General features: G+C 67.1%; 17 protein-coding genes. 12 read left to right on the top strand and 5 right to left on the bottom strand.

The genetic code is table 11. The features are described from left to right. A complete protein-coding gene (locus AC1RB9_RS19630; RefSeq protein ID WP_003449150.1) occupies positions 1-1,419 on the bottom strand; it encodes a basic amino acid/polyamine antiporter in 1,419 nt (472 codons plus the stop codon). Positions 1,420-1,523: 104 nt separating this feature from the next. Next, positions 1,524-2,288, bottom strand: coding sequence for a dimethylargininase (gene ddaH, locus AC1RB9_RS19625; protein ID WP_003086612.1), 765 nt, complete (start codon positions 2,286-2,288; stop codon positions 1,524-1,526). Positions 2,289-2,498: 210 nt separating this feature from the next. Here ddaH and ddaR point away from each other — a divergent pair, with 210 nt between their 5' ends. The 5 genes from ddaR to AC1RB9_RS19600 all read left to right on the top strand — a co-directional run bounded on the left by ddaR (position 2,499) and on the right by AC1RB9_RS19600 (position 6,663). Then, positions 2,499-3,899: a transcriptional regulator DdaR gene (ddaR, locus tag AC1RB9_RS19620; RefSeq protein WP_003112458.1), complete on the top strand. Its 1,401-nt coding sequence runs from the start codon at positions 2,499-2,501 to the stop codon at positions 3,897-3,899. Between the two features lie 12 nt (positions 3,900-3,911). After that, entirely contained in the window at positions 3,912-4,682 is a 771-nt protein-coding gene (locus AC1RB9_RS19615; protein WP_003112457.1) for an NAD-dependent deacylase, read from the top strand. Between the two features lie 65 nt (positions 4,683-4,747). Further along, on the top strand, positions 4,748-5,365 hold the full coding sequence (locus AC1RB9_RS19610) for a C40 family peptidase (protein ID WP_003082470.1): 618 nt from the start codon (positions 4,748-4,750) through the stop codon (positions 5,363-5,365). Positions 5,366-5,447: 82 nt separating this feature from the next. Continuing rightward, entirely contained in the window at positions 5,448-5,981 is a 534-nt protein-coding gene (locus AC1RB9_RS19605) for a C40 family peptidase (RefSeq protein ID WP_003082473.1), read from the top strand. 19 nt (positions 5,982-6,000) lie between these two features. Then, on the top strand, positions 6,001-6,663 hold the full coding sequence (locus AC1RB9_RS19600) for an O-methyltransferase (protein ID WP_003449153.1): 663 nt from the start codon (positions 6,001-6,003) through the stop codon (positions 6,661-6,663). Positions 6,664-6,670: 7 nt separating this feature from the next. Here AC1RB9_RS19600 and AC1RB9_RS19595 read toward each other — a convergent pair whose 3' ends face one another. Beyond that, positions 6,671-7,585, bottom strand: coding sequence for a LysR family transcriptional regulator (locus tag AC1RB9_RS19595; RefSeq protein WP_003082475.1), 915 nt, complete (start codon positions 7,583-7,585; stop codon positions 6,671-6,673). A gap of 300 nt (positions 7,586-7,885) precedes the next feature. On the opposite strand from AC1RB9_RS19595, the gene ycaC reads away from it, so the two are divergent. The 7 genes from ycaC (at position 7,886) to AC1RB9_RS19560 (ending at position 14,757) form a co-directional block, all read left to right on the top strand. Further along, complete coding sequence (gene ycaC / locus AC1RB9_RS19590; protein ID WP_003082476.1) at positions 7,886-8,503, top strand: isochorismate family cysteine hydrolase YcaC; 618 nt, start codon at positions 7,886-7,888, stop codon at positions 8,501-8,503. 144 nt (positions 8,504-8,647) lie between these two features. After that, positions 8,648-9,055 (top strand): OsmC family protein, encoded by a 408-nt coding sequence (locus AC1RB9_RS19585; RefSeq protein ID WP_003082478.1) that lies wholly within the window; start codon positions 8,648-8,650, stop codon positions 9,053-9,055. A 27-nt stretch (positions 9,056-9,082) separates the two neighbouring features. Then, complete coding sequence (locus AC1RB9_RS19580; RefSeq protein WP_003082483.1) at positions 9,083-9,640, top strand: NAD(P)H-dependent FMN reductase; 558 nt, start codon at positions 9,083-9,085, stop codon at positions 9,638-9,640. Between the two features lie 26 nt (positions 9,641-9,666). Further along, positions 9,667-10,614 (top strand): pirin family protein, encoded by a 948-nt coding sequence (locus AC1RB9_RS19575; protein ID WP_003145400.1) that lies wholly within the window; start codon positions 9,667-9,669, stop codon positions 10,612-10,614. 159 nt (positions 10,615-10,773) lie between these two features. Further along, entirely contained in the window at positions 10,774-11,247 is a 474-nt protein-coding gene (locus AC1RB9_RS19570; RefSeq protein WP_003082488.1) for an SRPBCC family protein, read from the top strand. A 2-nt stretch (positions 11,248-11,249) separates the two neighbouring features. Beyond that, entirely contained in the window at positions 11,250-13,091 is a 1,842-nt protein-coding gene (kefB, locus tag AC1RB9_RS19565) for a glutathione-regulated potassium-efflux system protein KefB (protein WP_003112454.1), read from the top strand. Between the two features lie 166 nt (positions 13,092-13,257). After that, positions 13,258-14,757 (top strand): flavin-containing monooxygenase, encoded by a 1,500-nt coding sequence (locus tag AC1RB9_RS19560; RefSeq protein WP_003082495.1) that lies wholly within the window; start codon positions 13,258-13,260, stop codon positions 14,755-14,757. 16 nt (positions 14,758-14,773) lie between these two features. Here the strand turns inward: AC1RB9_RS19560 and AC1RB9_RS19555 are convergent, their stop codons facing one another. Continuing rightward, a complete protein-coding gene (locus AC1RB9_RS19555; RefSeq protein WP_003112452.1) occupies positions 14,774-15,709 on the bottom strand; it encodes a DedA family protein/thiosulfate sulfurtransferase GlpE in 936 nt (311 codons plus the stop codon). Positions 15,710-15,878: 169 nt separating this feature from the next. Continuing rightward, complete coding sequence (locus AC1RB9_RS19550) at positions 15,879-16,577, bottom strand: pirin family protein (RefSeq protein ID WP_003086661.1); 699 nt, start codon at positions 16,575-16,577, stop codon at positions 15,879-15,881. Positions 16,578-16,591 lie beyond the last annotated feature (14 nt).

Raw genomic sequence — 16,591 nt, 5'->3', positions numbered from 1 at the left:
CTAGAGGCTCAGCCGACCGCTGCCGATCATCCACAGCGCCGCCAGCGCGAGGACCAGCACCAGCGCCGCGACGCTGCCTTCGGCGCGATTGCCGAACGCCGGCAGGCCGCGCTGGCGACGGGCATGCAGGAAGAAGCCCAGGCCTGGCGCGTAGAGGATCATCGACAGCAGCAGGTATTTCAGCCCGGCGGCGTAGATCAGCCAGACCCCGTAGAGCGTCCCCAACAGCGCCAGCGCCAGCATCGCGCCCGAGTGTGGGCGGCGCGCCACCAGCTTCAGGCAGAAGCCGGCGCAGAGCAGGTAGGGGATCAGCGCCATCGAGGTGGCCAACTGGATCAGCGCGTTGTAGCCCGAGGCGTTGAGGAAGGCCACCAGCAGCAGCGCAGAGATCAGCGTGCTGGTCAGCCACAGTGCCGGCGCCGGGGTTTCCACCGTATTGGTGCGGCCGAACAGTGCCGGCGCGGTGTGCGTTGGGCCACGGCTGGCCAGGTAGAGCATTTCCACCGCGAGCATGGTCCAGGCCAGCAGCGCGCCGCCGACCGAGACGATCAGCCCGACGTTGATCAGCGTGGCGCCCCAGGGGCCCACCGCCGCGGCCATCACCTGGGCCATCGAGGGGTTCTTCATCTGCGCCAGTTCGTGCTGCGGCACCACGCCCAGCGACAGCACCGAGACGCAGACCAGCAACAGCAGGGTGACCACGAAGCCGAGCAGGGTTGCGCGGCTGACATCGGCCGCGTGCCGCGCGTGGCTGGCATAGACCGTGGCGCTCTCGATGCCGAGGAATACCCAGACGGTGTAGAGCATGGTGGTTTCCACCTGGCGGGTGACGCTGCCCAGGGCCGGGCTGCCCCAGAAGTCCAGGTGAAAGGTCTCGATGCGGAAGGCCAGGGCTACGCAGAGGATGAACAGGGCGATCGGCACCACCTTGGCGAGGGTCACGATGGCGTTGGTGATCGCCGCGTTGTGCACGCCGTGGAGGACGAAGGCATGCATCAGCCAGAGCACCGTCAATTCGCCGAGCAGCGCCGGCCAGGTGGTTCCGTCGCCGAAGAAGGCCAGCGCGCCGAACGAGCCGAGGGCGCTGAACAGCACCACCAGGTAGCCGGCGTTGCCGACCCAGGCGGAAATCCAGTAGCCCCAGGCGGCATTGAACCCCAGGTATTCGCCGAAGCCTTCGCGGGCGTAGCCGTAGACGCCGTCGTCCAGTTCGGGGCGGGTGGTCGACAGCCACTGGAATATCCGCGTCAGGGTCAGCATGCCGACGAAGGTGATCGCCCAGGCGATCAGGATCGCGCCGGCGCCTGCGCCTTCGGCCATGTTCTGCGGCAGGCTGAAGATGCCGCTGCCGATGATGCCGCCCACCACCAGCGCGGTCAGCGCCGGCAGCCCCAGTTTTCCCTTGTCCGAATCGGCCATGTGGCACCTCCGAAACTGCATCCGGTATGTCGCGCCCGGCGCAGGCGGAGCCTGCGCCGGGGTGCGACGGCGGGAGGCGGCGGGTCGGTCCGCCGCGGCATGGTTCAGAAGCGCAGCGACATGCAACTGACGCCGCCGTCGATCTTGCGATATTCGGAGGTGTCCACCTCGATCACCCGGTAGCCGAGGCGGGCGATCTTCTCGCGGGTCCGGGGATAGCCGGCGGGCATGATCACCCTTTCGTTGACCCAGATGCAGTTGGCGGCGTAGGACTCCTCTTCGGGGATCTCGATGATGTTGAAGTCCTGGAACTCCGGCTTGCTGACGAACTCGCCGGCGGCCAGCAGGTTGTTGTGTTCCAGGTAGGCGAGCCCGGTCTTCAGGTGCAGGACCTTTTCCAGGCGCACCACCGAGCCGCTGAGGCCATGTTTCTCCAGGATCGCGATCATCTGCCGGGCGCCCTCGGCGTTGGTGCGGGCCGATTCGCCGATGTAGAAGTGGTCGCCGACCATCATGATGTCGCCGGCTTCCACCGTGCCGGGTGCCTCGATGCGCTCGACCTTGCCCGGATAGAAGCGCTGCACGGTTTCCTCGATGATCTCGGTCTCGCCGCGCCGCGATTCGGCGCCGGGGCGGGTGATGATGGCGCAGCGCGAGGTGCAGAGCACCGGGTCCTCGACGAACACCGAGTCGGGGAAGCGTTCGTCCGGCGGCAGCAGGGTGATGTCCACGTCGCAGGTCTGCAAGGCGCGGATGTAGGCGTTGTGCTGCTCCAGGGCCTTGGCGTAGTCCGGCTTGCCGAGGTGGCTGGAGGTCAGGCCGTCGACCAGGCTGCGGGCGGGCGTGCGAGCGATGATGTGCTTGAACATGACGATTTTCCTCGTGTGGGGACGACGAGGTCGTTGCAAGCCACGCGCCAGCCAACGCCCGGGAATTGCCTTGGAAATCCTTGATAAATCGGAGGATTTTCCTGGTTTTCCGAGGGCTTGGTTGATCCACGCCAAGGATGCTCGGTCGCGCTGCGTCGAAGATGGGACAACTGACGAGATTTCGACATCCGGGAAACCGAGGGGGAGAGCATGGCGCTTGTCGAGGAGCCGACGATTTCCACGCGAAGCGGTGAACTGGCCTGGTTGGTGGACTGCCTGGCGCCGATTTTCGACGGCCTGCGGCAACCGGTCACGGTGGTCGACCCCTCCGGTCGCTTCGTCTACTACAACCGTGCCAGCGGCCTGCTCGATGGTCTCGACCCGCAGCGGGCGTTGGGTATGCACCTGTTGCAGAGCGCTCCCTGGCTGGCGGCCGAGCAAAGCACGCTGTTGCGTTGCCTGGCCGAAGGGCGGCCGTCGATCGATACGCTGCAGGCCTACGTGGGGGCCGGCGGCGAGCTGTTGCAGTATCGCCACCGGGCGATCCCGCTGCGCGGGCGCGACGGTTGCCTGCTCGGCGCGATGGAACTCGGCGAAGTCGTCGCCGAGACCGAAGAGGCCGCAGGCCTGGCGGATTGCCCGAACATCCTGAGCGTGGCGCCGAGCCTGCTGCGGCAGTTGCAGCGCCTGGACGTTTTCGCCGCCACCGACCTGCCGCTGCTGATCCATGGCGAGACCGGCACCGGCAAGGAACTGTTCGCCCGTCGCGCCCATGCCCTGAGCCCGCGACGCAGCGGTCCGATGATCAGCCTGAACTGCGCAGCGATTCCCGAGACGCTGCTGGAAAGTACCCTGTTCGGCACCACCCGCGGCGCTTTCACCGGCGCCGAGAACCGCAAGGGCATGTTCGCCCTGGCCCAGGGCGGCAGCTTGTTCCTCGACGAGATCAATTCCATGCCGATGGCCATGCAGAGCAAGCTGCTGCGGGTCCTGCAGGACGGCAGCTACCTGCCTCTGGGCAGCCTGAGCCCGCAGCGGGCCGATGTGCGCCTGATCGCGGCGAGCAACCAGCCGCCGCGCCAGGCGATCGCCGAGGGACGCCTGCGCGAGGACCTGTACTACCGTCTGGACGTGGGCAGCCTGTGCATCCCGCCGCTGCGCGAGCGCCCCGGCGATGTGGAACTGCTGGCACGGGCGTTCGTCCGTCGCGATGCGCGCAGCCTCAACCCGCGTGTCACCGCTCTTGGCGAGCGGGCGCTGGCGCAGTTGCTGGCCTGCGACTGGCCGGGCAACGTCCGGCAACTGGAAAACGTGATCCGGCGCAGCCTGTTGCTGCACGGGGAGGGCGGCGCACTGCTGGATGAGGTGGCGTTCGCCGACGACGGCGCCGAGGCCGTGGGCGGCGAGGCCGCGCTCTCGATGAACAGCGCGGCGGTCGGAGGCCTGCGCGAGGCGCTGGCGCAACAGGAGCGCAACCTGATAGAAGACGCCTTGCGCCAGGCGCGCGGCAATCTCTCCCGGGCCGCCGCCCGGTTGCGGATTCCGCGCACGACCCTGCTCGGGCGCATGCGCCGGCTCGGCTTGCCGGCTTCCCTCGATCCGCCAGCCTGACAGGAGCCAACCATGGACAGCCACAGCCCGATCGCCACCGTCGCCCAGGCCCTGCGGCGCGCCGAACGCATCCTGGTCATCACCGGCGCCGGCCTCTCCGCGGACTCCGGTATGCCCACCTATCGCGGCCTCGGCGGTCTCTACAACGGTCGCACGGAAGAGGGCCTGCCGATCGAGGCGGCACTTTCCGGACCGATGCTGCGGCGCGATCCGGCGCTGTGCTGGAAGTACCTCGCGGAACTTGGCAAGGCTTGCCTGGCGGCCCGACCCAACGCCGGCCACGAAGCCATCGCCGAGTTGCAGAAGCACAAGCCGGAATGCTGGGTGCTGACCCAGAACATCGACGGCTTCCATCGCCAGGCCGGCTCGCCGGCCGAGCGGCTGATCGAGATCCATGGCGAACTGGCGCCGCTCTACTGCCAGTCCTGCGGTGCCGAGAGCGGCGGCCTGGAGGAGCATCTGCACGGCCAGTTGCCGCCGCGCTGCGCCGCTTGCGGTGGGGTGCTGCGGCCGCCGGTGGTGCTGTTCGAGGAAATGTTGCCGGAAGAGGCGATCGATACCCTGTACCGCGAATTGCGCAAAGGCTTCGATGCGGTGCTGGTGGTGGGAACCACCGCGAGCTTCCCCTATATCGTCGAACCGGTGCTGCGCACGCGGCAGGCGGGAGGCTTCACCGCGGAGGTGAATCCTGGCGTGACCGACCTCAGCGAGCGGGTCGATGTGAAAATGACAGGACGAGCCTTAGACATCATGCCGCAGGTGGTAAGTCACATTTATCGATAAAAAACTTGCATAGGATTGATCGAGAAGGCAAATTAGCCCGCTAGTAAAACTAATGAGACACGGTCGTGCCCATGCTTAAACGCTTAGCACCCCTCGTGCCCATGAGTTTCGTTCTGCTGCTGGCCGCTTGCGCCAGCCATTCGCCGGAGCCGCAGGTCGCCAAAGAGCCGACCGCAGCCAAGAGCAGCATCGACGTCGAACGCGACGCGATCGCTTGGCAGGATGTTGAGGACGAAGGGGCGGACAATTCATCGGCTGGTACGCCTGCGCTGGCGTCCAGCATCCTCGAGCGCGCTTTCGAACTGATCGGTACGCCGTACCGTTTCGGCGGTACGACGGCGAAAGGCTTCGATTGCAGCGGCTTCGTCGGCTACCTGTTCCGCGAGGAGGCCGGCATCAAGCTGCCGCGCTCCACCCGCGAACTCATCGATATGGACGTACCGCTGGTCTCCAAGGACGAGCTGCAGCCCGGCGACCTGCTGTTCTTCAACAACCGTGGCCGTGGTCGCGTCAGCCACGCCGGCATCTACATCGGCGATGGCCAGTTCATCCATTCCGCCAGCCGTCGCGGCGGCGGGGTGCGGGTGGACAGCCTGGACTCCAGCTACTGGAGCCTGAGCTACATGGAAGCCAAGCGGGTGCTCGAACCCGGCTACAAGGATGCCCTGACGAGCAAGCGCTAAACTTAAAGTTTTACTTTAAGTATTGCGTTTAACTCCTTGTCGTAGCAAAGTGGAAGCATTCCTCACCAGGAAGGCTTCCACCATGCATGCACTGGCCCGATTCTCGATCCTCGCCTTTGCTGCGCTGCTTACCGCCTGCGCCAGCAAAGCGCCGCCCCCCGCGCCCGCCAAACAGGTCGTATTCCGTCCGGCGACGAATTTCTCGCCCGCCGCCGACGATGTGCTGTTCCGTGCCCTCGGCCTGGTCGGCACGCCCTACCGCTGGGGCGGCAACACGCCCGATTCGGGCTTCGATTGCAGCGGCCTGATCAACTTCGTCTACCGCGACATGACCGGCATCAAGCTGCCGCGCTCGACCCGCGAGATGATTTCCATGCGCGCGCCCAGCGTGCCGGTGCAGGCCCTGCAGACCGGCGACCTGGTGTTCTTCGCCACCTCCGGTGGTCGCACCGTGAGCCATGCCGGCATCTACGTCGGCGAGGGTCGCTTCGTGCATGCGCCGCGCACCGGCGGCACGGTGCGCCTGGACAGCCTGCAGAACAGCTACTGGCAACGCGCGTACCTGGACGCCAAGCGCGTGCTGGTCGCGCCGTCGCCGTTGGCGCGGGTGCCCTGAGGCGGGGAGGTCCGGGCCGATGACCACCCGCACCCTCAACCTCGACGACAACCTCTACCGCTACCTGCTGGACGTTTCGCTGCGGGAAACCCCGCTGATGACCCGCCTGCGCGAGGAAACCGCGAAGCTGCCCAACGCACGCTGGCAGATCGCCCCCGAGCAGGGCCAGTTCATCGCCTTGCTGCTGACCCTGATCGGCGCGCGGCGGGCGCTGGAGGTCGGCACCTTCACCGGCTACAGCGCCCTGTGCATGGCTACCGCCCTTGGCGAGCAGGGGCGTCTTACCTGTTGCGACCTGCCCGGCGACTACCACCTGACTGCGCGCCGCTACTGGCGCGAAGCCGCTGTCGAGGAGCGCATCGAGCTACGCCTCGGGCCCGCCCTGGAAACCCTGCGTGCGTTGCTCGCCGAAGGCCTGGCCGGGCAATTCGACCTGGCCTTCATCGACGCCGACAAGGCCAACTACCCCGAATACCTGGAGGCCGCGCTGGCGCTGGTGCGCCAGGGTGGGCTGGTGCTTTTCGACAACGTGCTGTGGAGCGGCCGGGTGCTCGAAGCGCAGCCGAAGAGTGCGGATACCCGCGGCATCCAGCAGCTCAACCTGGCGCTGAAGAACGACGCGCGGGTGGACTACTCGCTGCTGCCGATCGGCGACGGGCTGAGCGTCTGTCGCAAGCGCTGAGCGAGGCTCAGCGTACGCCCCACGGCGGGCTGCCCAGGGCCTGCTGGAGAAACTGGACGAACAGCTTCACCTTCGGCGAGAGGGTTGCCGCTCGCGAATACATGGCGTAGATCAGGTCGTCCAGCGGCCGCTCCTGCGGCAGGGCCTCGACCAGCCGGCCGGCGGCCAGGTCCTCGGCGGCGATGAACAGCGGCAGCATCGCCAGGCCCAGGCCACGCACCGCGGCGTCGCGCATGGTCTGGCCGTTGTTGGTGTTGAAGCGTCCGCGCGGGGTGATCATCCGCGCCGGCTCGCCGGCCACCCGCGGCTCGAAGCTCCATAGCTGCGACGGGGTGTTGTGGCTGTAGCCGATGCAGGGATGGCAGAGGATGTCTTCGATGCGTTGCAGCGGGCCGTGCCGTTCCAGGTATTCCGGGCTGCAACACACTACCCGGCGGCTGGTGCCCAGTTGGCGGGCGATCAGCGAGCTGTCCTGCAGGCGGGTGATGCGGATCGCCAGGTCGTAGCCTTCCTTCTCGAAGTCGACGATCCGGTCGTCCAGTTGCAGGACCACTTCCAGGCGCGGGTTGCGCGCCATGAATTCCATCACCAGCGGCCCCAGCCAGAGCGTGCCGAAGCTCATCGGCGCCATCACCCGCAATTCCCCGCACAGGTCGTTCTCGCGCAGGGCCACGCTTTCCGCGGCGTTGTTCAGGTCCTGCAGCGAGGCCTTGGCCGACTTGTAGAAGAAGCCGCCGGCCTCGGTCGGCTCGACGTTGCGCGTCGAGCGGTAGAGCAGGCGCACGCCGAGGTGGCGCTCCAGGTCGCTGACGCGTTTGCTGATCACGGACTTGGACAGGCTCATGCGTTCGGCGGCGGCGCTGATGCTGCCCAGCTCGACCACGTTGAGGAAGGCCTGTATGTCTTCAAGGCGCAGGCTCATGGCGAATCTCGAAACAATCGGGAGGCAGACTGTCGCATGCGGGAGAACTCCTGGTAAGGGGATGCGCGCGTCGCACGTACGGGAAAGACAATGGCAGGGCAAGCGTAGCGCGCCCGGGGAATGGCATTGTTCTCGTATCGAGAACACCGTTTTCGCATTTTACCGGGCAGTAAATCGCTGTCGCTGTCACTACTCTTGATGGGCGGCGTGCGCTCCCGAGACCGCCCATGCTTGCCTCCCAGGAGGCGCTTCGTTTCACACCGCGCGGCGACGGACGCCGCCCGAGACCGGAGAAACACCATGTCCTTCACCTACAAGCGACTCGACAAGAACGATGCGGCGGTGCTGTTCGTCGACCACCAGGCAGGCCTGCTCTCCCTGGTCCGCGATTTCAGCCCGGACGAGTTCAAGAACAACGTCCTGGCATTGGCCGACATCGCCAGGTTCTTCAACCTGCCGACCATCCTCACCACCAGCTTCGAGGATGGCCCCAACGGCCCGCTGGTGCCGGAACTCAAGGAAATGTTTCCGCAGGCCCCGTACATCGCCCGCCCCGGCAACATCAACGCCTGGGACAACGAGGACTTCGTCAAGGCGGTCAAGGCCACCGGCAAGAAGCAACTGATCATCGCCGGCGTGGTGACCGATGTCTGCGTAGCCTTCCCGACCCTCTCGGCGCTGGAGGAGGGGTTTGACGTATTCGTCGTCACCGACGCCTCCGGCACCTTCAACCCGGTGGTGCGCGACGCCGCCTGGGCGCGCATGACCGCCGCCGGCGCGCAACTGATGAACTGGTTCAGCGTCGGCTGCGAACTGCACCGCGACTGGCGCAACGACATCGAAGGCTTCGGTGCCATCCTCGGCGGCCACCTGCCGGCGTACGCCAACCTGATCCAGAGCTTCGGCACGAAGAAGTAAGCCGGCTTCGCCGCTGTCCCGGACACAAGGCACTCCGACCATCGGGTGCCTTGTGTCGTTTTCCGTCCAGGTGTTTTCATCGGAACGCCGCTTCGCCGGAACCCGAGGTTCCGGCACGCCCCCCCCATGCACAGGAGAAACCCCATGGCTACCCAGGTCGTCAACGCTTCCCTCGGCACCACCCCTTATCGCGTGACCCTCGGCGACGACAGCCACCAGTGGCTGAGCGACGTGCCGGCCGCCCTCGGCGGTGCCGACAGCGGTCCCTCGCCGCACGAGATCCTGCTCTCGGCGCTGGGCGCCTGCACGGCGATCACCGTGGCGATGTACGCGCAGCGCAAGGAGTGGCCGCTGGAGGGTATCGACGTGCAACTGAACATCGTCGAGGAACGCACCAAGCCGGAGCCCTTCACCCATATCCGCCGCGACATCCGCCTGGCCGGCGATCTCGACGCCGAGCAGCGCCAGCGTCTGCTGGAGATCGCCAATGCCTGCCCGATCCATCGTGTACTCTCCGGAGAGGTCAGCGTCAGCAGCCAGCTACGCGACTGAACCCGCACGCACAACGAGGAGCACGGCATGAGCGACGACATCAAGGTATTGGGCATTTCCGGCAGCCTGCGCAGCGGCTCCTACAACAGCGCGGCGCTGCAGGAGGCGATTGGCCTGGTCCCGCCGGGCATGAGCATCGAGCTGGCGGACATCTCCGGCATCCCGCTGTACAACGAGGACGTCTACGCCCTCGGCTTCCCGCCCGCGGTGGAACGCTTCCGCGAGCAGATCCGCGCGGCGGACGCGCTGCTGTTCGCCACCCCGGAATACAACTATTCGATGGCCGGGGTGCTGAAGAATGCCATCGACTGGGCCTCGCGGCCGCCGGAGCAGCCGTTCTCCGGCAAGCCGGCGGCGATCCTCGGTGCCAGTGCCGGGCGTTTCGGCACCGCGCGGGCGCAGTATCACTTGCGCCAGACGCTGGTGTTCCTCGACGTTCATCCGCTGAACAAGCCGGAAGTGATGATCTCCAGCGCGCAGAACGCCTTCGACGCCCAGGGCCGGTTGCTCGACGACAAGGCGCGCGAGCTGATCCAGCAGCAGTTGCAGGCCCTGCAGCTATGGGTGCGCCGCCTGCGCGGTTGAATGCCTCGTCACCGGAGAGCCTGAACATGAGCAATACCGAAGAGCGTTGCGACCTGTCCTCCTCGCGGGACTGTCCGGAGCGCCGCGAACACCTGCTGCAACGGGTCACCGCGCGTGCCGCGGAAATCGGCGGCGGGATCACCGTCAGTCGGCTGATGCCGTCGCGCCAGCGGCGGATGATCGGTGCCTGGTGCTTCCTCGACCATGCCGGTCCCGCCGAATTCGAACCTGGCGGCGGACTGGCCGTGGGCCCGCACCCGCACATCGGCCTGCAGACCTTTACCTGGATGATCCAGGGCGAGGCGTTGCACCGCGACAGCCTGGGCAACGTCCAGGTGATCCGCCCCGGCCAGGTCAACCTGATGACCGCCGGTCATGGCATCGCCCACACCGAGGAGTCGCTGCCCGACGAGCGCCACGCCCACGCCGCGCAGTTGTGGATCGCGCTGCCCTACGAGCAGCGCGACATCGCCCCGGCCTTCGATCATCATCCCGACCTGCCGCGCTGGCAGGAGCAGGGGGTCACCTTCACCCTGCTGGCCGGTGCGCTGGCCGGGCGACAGGCGCCGTGCCGGCTCTACTCGCCGCTGCTCGGTGCCGACCTGGCCTGCCACGACGCCTCGACCCTGCAACTGACGCTCGACCCGCACTTCGAGTACGGCCTGCTGCCGCTGGAAGGCGGGTTGGAAGTGGGCGGCGAGCATTTCGCGGTGAACGAACTGGCCTACCTGGGCGACGGCCGCGACGGCCTGCAACTGCAACTCGACCCTGGCGCGCGGGTGCTGTTGCTGGGTGGCGCACCGTTCGGTGCGGAGATCTTCATGTGGTGGAACTTCGTCGGCCACAGCAAGGGCGAGATCGCCCGGGCGCAGAAGGCCTGGGAGGAGGGGGATGCCCGCTTCGGCCGGCTCGACGCCCTGGAAGGGCCGCGCTTGAGCGCTCCGCCGATTCCCTGGAAGATCGACGCCGAGTGAGGTCGATGTGCCGCCGGGTGCCCCGGCGGCGTCCTCGAATGCCTGTCGGCGATCGTTGTGGACCTGCGGCCTGGCGATTCGCCGGCAGCGGGAAAACTTTCTGCACCCATCGCCGGTCAGAACTCGCCTATCGCATGCACCGAACAGGAAGTGAGCCACATGCAATTCGAACACCTGGTCCAGGTCAACGACCGGACACTTGTCGACCTGCCGGTCCTCGACCGGCTGCAACTCTGGGAAGGCCTGGTCTGCCGTGCGCGCGAGCCACAGTATTTCGTCGTCGGCCTGGAGCGTTTCGAGATCCTCGTCGATGACGGCGACCGCCTGCACCGGCGCCTGTACCTGCCGGGTCTGGTGGTCGAGGACGAAGTCGTGCTGAAGGCGCCGGACAGTGCCCACTACAGTATCAAGCCGAGCGCCGAGGTGGCCGGCGGCAGCCTCGACATGACCATCGAGGAGCCGGAACCCGGCTCGCTGTTCGTGCGTTTCGCCTACTGCACCCGCTACCTGCAGCCGCTGGGCGACGAACTACCCTACGACGCCTTCGTCAAGCAGGCGTATATCGCCATGGATGTGGAGACCATCGCCACCATCCGCGACCGGTTCGGCGCCAGCGCCGCCAGCGGGAGTTGAGCGTGGAACACGGAAGCAGTTTTCTCCAGTCCGGCGTGGTCTTCCTGATCGCGGCGGTGTTCATGGTGCCGCTGGCCAAGCGCCTGCAACTGGGCGCGGTGCTCGGCTACCTGCTGGCCGGCGTGCTGATCGGTCCCAGCGTGCTGGGCCTGGTGGACAACCCGGAAAGCGTCGCGCAGATCTCCGAGATGGGCGTGGTATTGCTGCTGTTCATCATTGGCCTGGAGCTGTCGCCGCGGCGCCTGTGGGTGATGCGCAAGTCGGTGTTCGGCGTCGGCCTGCTGCAGGTGCTGCTGACCGGCCTGGTGATCGGCACTGTGGCCCTGGTCGGCTTCGACCAGCCGGTGAACAGCGCGGTGGTGCTCGGCCTGGGCCTGGCGCTGTCGTCCACCGCCTTCGGCCTGCAGATCCTCGCCGAGCGCAAGGAACTTACCCAGCCCCATGGCCGCCTGGCCTTCGCCATCCTGCTGTTCCAGGACATCGCGGCGATCCCGCTGATCGCCATGATCCCGCTGCTCAGCGGTGCGCACAGCGACGCCGGCGGCAGCGAACTGACCCAGACCCTCAAGGTGGTCGGCAGCATCGCCGCGGTGGTGGTCGGTGGCCGCTATCTACTGCGCCCGGTGTTCCGCATCGTCGCCCAGACCAAGCTGCAGGACATGTCCACCGCCACCGCGCTGCTGGTGGTGATGGGCACCGCGCTGCTGATGGAGCTGGCCGGCGTGTCCATGGCCCTCGGTGCCTTCCTCGCCGGCCTGCTGCTGGCCGACTCGGAGTACCGCCACGAACTGGAGGCGCAGATCGAGCCGTTCAAGGGCCTGTTGCTCGGCCTGTTCTTCATCAGCGTGGGGATGAGCGCGGACATCAGCCTGCTGCTCAAGTCGCCGTGGATGGTGCTCGGCCTGACCGTGCTGCTGATCGCCCTGAAGGCGCCGGTGCTGTACTTCGTCGGACGCATTTCCGGCGGCCTCGACAAGGCCTCGGCGCTGCGCCTGGGCGTGGTCCTGGCGGCCGGCGGCGAGTTCGCCTTCGTCGTGTTCAAGATGGCCCGCGACCAGGGCCTGTTCCAGAACGACCTGCACAACCTGCTGGTGCTTTCCATCACCCTGTCGATGGCCCTGACCCCGTTGCTGGTACTCGGCCTCGCGCGCCTGCTGGCGAAGGAGCCGGAGGCGACGAAGCCGCCGCCGGAAATGGAACGCATCGACAACGACGACACCCCGCGCGTGGTGATCGCCGGGGTCGGCCGCATGGGCCAGATCGTCGCTCGCGTGCTGCGCGCCCAGCGCGTGCCGTTCATCGCCCTGGACACCTCGGTGGAGACCATCGAGCTGACCCGTACCCTCGGCGCGATCCCGATCTTCTACGGCGACCCGATGCGCCCGGAGATCCTTCGCGCGGCCCAGGTAGAGAAGGCCGAGTTCTTCGTCATCGCCACCGATGACCCGGAGACCAACATCGAGACGGCCAAGCGCGTGCGCAAGCTGTATCCGCACCTGAAGATCATCGCTCGCGCGCGTAACCGCCAGCACGTCCACCTGTTGCTCGACGCCGGGGTCGAGCCGGTGCGCGAGACCTTCTTCTCCAGCCTGGAGATGAGCCGCATGGTGCTCTGCGGCCTGGGTCTGAGCGAGGAACAGGCGGACGCGCGGATCCGTCGTTTCCGCCGGCACGACGAAGAGGTCCTGGCCTCCCAGCACCTGTTCTACAACGACCGCGACGCGCTGATCAAAAGCGCTCGCGAGGCGCGGGTCGAGCTGGAGACGCTGTTCCAGACCGACCAGTTGGAAGACCGTGGCGCGGTAGCGGCGGAGACCCCGGAGAAACCTTCCCGCGCCTCCTAGCGCCCGACCCATGCCGGTACGCCGGCATGGGTGATTCCCCCGCCTGGGTCCATACTTTGCGGATATCGCAGTACGAAGGTTGGGATACCCGCGCGGCATCCCCTCTGTAGGGTGGAGGGCATCAGCCCAGCAGACGGCTGGACGCTTCCGCCGATCGAGGAACCTTATGCCTGTCGAACACCTGGACGTACTCATCGTCGGCGCCGGATTGTCCGGCGTCGGCGCCGCCTACCACCTGATGAAGCATTGCCCCGGCAAGAGCTTCGCCCTGCTCGAAGGGCGCGCGGCGATGGGCGGTACCTGGGACCTGTTCCGCTACCCCGGCATCCGTTCCGACTCGGACATGTTCACCCTCGGCTACAACTTCAAGCCATGGAGCGATCCCAAGGCCATCGCCGACGGTCCGTCGATCCGCCGCTACATCGAGGAGACCGCACGGGAGAACGGCATCGACCGGAAGATCCGCTACCGCCACCGGGTGCTCAGGGCCGACTGGGATTCCGCCAATGCGCGCTGGAACCTCGACGTGCAGCGCGGCGACGAGCCCGAGCCGCTGCGCATGACCGCGCAGTTCCTGCTGATGTGCACCGGCTACTACCGCTACGAGGCCGGCTATACCCCGGAATTCGTCGGTCGCGAGGATTTCGCCGGGCAGGTCGTCCATCCGCAGCTGTGGCCCGAGGACCTCGACTACAGCGGCAAGAAGGTGGTGGTGATCGGTAGCGGCGCGACCGCCGTAACCCTGGTGCCGTCGCTGACCGACAAGGCCGCCCACGTCACCATGCTGCAGCGCTCGCCATCCTACGTGATCACCCTGCCGCAGAAGGACGCGATCTCCAATTTCCTCCGCCGCTTCCTTCCGGAAACCTGGATCTACCGCCAGGCGCGGGCGCGCAACGTGGCCATGCAGATGGTCTTCTTCATGCTCGCCAGGACCTTCCCCGGCCTGGTCCGCAAGGCCCTGCTCAAGCTGGCCAGCCTGCAACTGGGCAAACGCTTCGACATGCGTCACTTCAGCCCGCGCTACAAGCCGTGGGACGAGCGGGTCTGCGCGGTGCCGGACGGCGACCTGTTCAAGGTGCTGCGCAAGGGCAAGGCGTCGGTGGTCACCGAGCACATCGACCGCTTCGTCGAGCGGGGCATTCGCCTGAAGACCGGCGAGGTGCTGGAGGCGGACATCATCGTCACCGCCACCGGCCTCGACCTGGTGATGTTCGGCGGCGCCGAGCTGGCGGTCGACGGCAAGCCGTTCCAGGTCAACCAGAGCATGGGCTATCGCGGCATCATGCTGCGCGACCTGCCAAACCTGGCGGCGGTGGTCGGCTATACCAACGCCAGTTGGACGCTCAAGGCGGACCTCTCCAGCGAATACTTCTGCCGCCTGATCAATCACATGGATGCCACCGGCATGCGCCAGGTGACCGCCCGCGACAGCACCGGCGACGTGCGCGAGGAGCCCTTCCTCAACCTCGACTCCGGCTACATCCAGCGCGCCGCCGAGCGCATGCCCAAGCAGGGCGACCGGATGCCCTGGAAGCTTTACCAGAACTACGTCCTCGACCTGGCGCTGCTGCGCTACGGCAAGGTCGAGGACGGCTACCTGGTGTTCTCCTCGCCGGCGCCGCAGCGGCAAGCCGGCGGCGCGGCGGTGCAGGCCCTGGGCTGAACCCGGTGGGCGTCGCTCAGGCGTTCGCCACGACCTGCCCGTAGGCCTTGCGCCAGGCGTCCAGGCCGCCGGCCAGCGCCCAGGTGCGGGTGAAGCCGGAGGCGTTGAGGCGCTGGGCGAGCATCGCGGCGGAAAGTTCGTGGGGACAGGCGCAATAGATGACGATGCTGGCGTCCCTGAGGTCGCCGGGGAGGTCCTTCAGCGACACGTTCAGCTCCACCGGGATGGCTCCCGGAATGCCGCTCGGCTCGTCTTCGTGATGGGCGCGGACATCGAGGATCACCGGCAATTGCCCCTGTTCGCGAAGGTTTTCCAGTTCCTCCACGCTGATTCGCGGAATCCGCCGGCTGCGCGACAGCAGGCGCTGGCGCTGCCAGAGCTTCCAGGCGATGAAGGCGGCGAAGGCGCCGGCGATCAGCAGCGCGCCGATGGCCGCGTAGTCGCTGAGCAGGGCCAGCAGGTGGTCTACCGCATCGCTGAAGATCACCCCCAGCAGCAGCGCGGAACCGGCCCAGAGTGCCGAGCCGGCGGCGTCGTAGGCGAGGAAGCGGCGCAGGTGGGTGCGGGTCATGCCGGCCAGGGTGGTGGACAACGCACTGGCGCCGGGCAGGAACTTCGACATCAGCAGCGCCCTCGGACCGACCCGCAGGTACATGTTCTGGCTCTGGCGGATGCAACTGTCCTGGGACAGCGAGACCTTGCAGATGCTGCGCAGGAGGAAGCCGCCGTAGCGGCGTCCGGCCAGGTACCAGGCGACGTCCGCCAGCAGGCAGGCGAGCACCACCACCAGCAGGACCACGCCCAGCGGCGCGCCGACGCCCTGCATGGCCAGCGCGCCGGCGACGATCAGCGCCGGGTAGGCGGGGATCGGCAGCCCGGCCTGCTCGCAGAGCACGTTGAGGAACAGCAGGAGCAGCCCGTGGTTCTCCAGCAGGGGTTGCAGTTCACGCATGGCGGAGCCTCTCGAATTCTTCTGCGGGTAGTGTGAGCGCGAAGCGTGAAGCTGGGAAGAACCCAGTCGGCAGGGCCGGAGGCGTTGCGGCGGATAACGCCGCTGCGTCGAGAGAGGCTGGGGCGCAACGAAAGCAGCCCCTCGCCCGTGGAGGCGAGGGGCTGTCGGGTCAGGCCACTTCCACCAGCAGCACTTCGCTGTCTTCCAGGGCGGTGACCTTCAGGGTCGGTTCGTCGCGTACCGCCAGGCCATCGCGGGCCTCGGCGCGCACGCCGTTGACCTCGATGCTGCCGGTGGCCGGCACCAGGTAGGCGCGGCGACCGTTTTCCAGGGCGTACTCGGCGCTCTGGCCGGCCTTCAGGGTCACCGCGGCGACCTCGGCGTCGGCGCGGATGTGCAGCGCTTCGCTGTCCTGCTCGTCGCCGCTGGCGAGAGTGACGAAACGACCGTCGCGCTCGGCCTTCGGGAACGGTTTGGAGCCCCAGCGCGGTTGGTCGCCGCGGCGGTCCGGGATGATCCAGATCTGGAAGATCCGGGTGGTCTCGGCTTCCAGGTTGTACTCCGAATGGACGATGCCGGTACCGGCGCTCATCACCTGCACGTCACCGGCCTCGGTGCGGCCCTTGTTGCCCAGGCTGTCCTGGTGGGTGATCGCGCCTTCGCGGACATAGGTAATGATCTCCATGTCGCGGTGCGGGTGCGGCGGGAAGCCGCTGCCGGCGGCGATCTCGTCATCGTTCCAGACCCGCAGGCGGCCCCAGTCCTCGCGCTCCGGATCATAGTAGTCGGCGAAGGAAAAATGATGACGCGCGTTCAGCCAGCCGTGGTTGGCATGGCCCAGACGGTCGAAGGGACGACGTTCGATCATGATCGGATCTCCAT

The organism is Pseudomonas sp. 20-5, from assembly GCF_056782835.1.
Note: the sequence above shows the minus strand (reverse complement) of the source record. Positions and strands in the feature narration are given on the sequence as shown.

What these genes read in the sequence shown, in the direction of transcription:
- AC1RB9_RS19630 (WP_003449150.1), bottom strand. Translation starts at nt 1,419, where the DNA reads ATGGCCGATTCGGACAAGGGAAAACTGGGGCTGCCGGCGCTGACCGCG.
- ddaH (WP_003086612.1), bottom strand. Translation starts at nt 2,288, where the DNA reads ATGTTCAAGCACATCATCGCTCGCACGCCCGCCCGCAGCCTGGTCGAC.
- ddaR (WP_003112458.1), top strand. Translation starts at nt 2,499, where the DNA reads ATGGCGCTTGTCGAGGAGCCGACGATTTCCACGCGAAGCGGTGAACTG.
- AC1RB9_RS19615 (WP_003112457.1), top strand. Translation starts at nt 3,912, where the DNA reads ATGGACAGCCACAGCCCGATCGCCACCGTCGCCCAGGCCCTGCGGCGC.
- AC1RB9_RS19605 (WP_003082473.1), top strand. Translation starts at nt 5,448, where the DNA reads ATGCATGCACTGGCCCGATTCTCGATCCTCGCCTTTGCTGCGCTGCTT.
- AC1RB9_RS19600 (WP_003449153.1), top strand. Translation starts at nt 6,001, where the DNA reads ATGACCACCCGCACCCTCAACCTCGACGACAACCTCTACCGCTACCTG.
- AC1RB9_RS19595 (WP_003082475.1), bottom strand. Translation starts at nt 7,585, where the DNA reads ATGAGCCTGCGCCTTGAAGACATACAGGCCTTCCTCAACGTGGTCGAG.
- ycaC (WP_003082476.1), top strand. Translation starts at nt 7,886, where the DNA reads ATGTCCTTCACCTACAAGCGACTCGACAAGAACGATGCGGCGGTGCTG.
- AC1RB9_RS19585 (WP_003082478.1), top strand. Translation starts at nt 8,648, where the DNA reads ATGGCTACCCAGGTCGTCAACGCTTCCCTCGGCACCACCCCTTATCGC.
- AC1RB9_RS19580 (WP_003082483.1), top strand. Translation starts at nt 9,083, where the DNA reads ATGAGCGACGACATCAAGGTATTGGGCATTTCCGGCAGCCTGCGCAGC.
- AC1RB9_RS19575 (WP_003145400.1), top strand. Translation starts at nt 9,667, where the DNA reads ATGAGCAATACCGAAGAGCGTTGCGACCTGTCCTCCTCGCGGGACTGT.
- AC1RB9_RS19570 (WP_003082488.1), top strand. Translation starts at nt 10,774, where the DNA reads ATGCAATTCGAACACCTGGTCCAGGTCAACGACCGGACACTTGTCGAC.
- AC1RB9_RS19560 (WP_003082495.1), top strand. Translation starts at nt 13,258, where the DNA reads ATGCCTGTCGAACACCTGGACGTACTCATCGTCGGCGCCGGATTGTCC.
- AC1RB9_RS19555 (WP_003112452.1), bottom strand. Translation starts at nt 15,709, where the DNA reads ATGCGTGAACTGCAACCCCTGCTGGAGAACCACGGGCTGCTCCTGCTG.
- AC1RB9_RS19550 (WP_003086661.1), bottom strand. Translation starts at nt 16,577, where the DNA reads ATGATCGAACGTCGTCCCTTCGACCGTCTGGGCCATGCCAACCACGGC.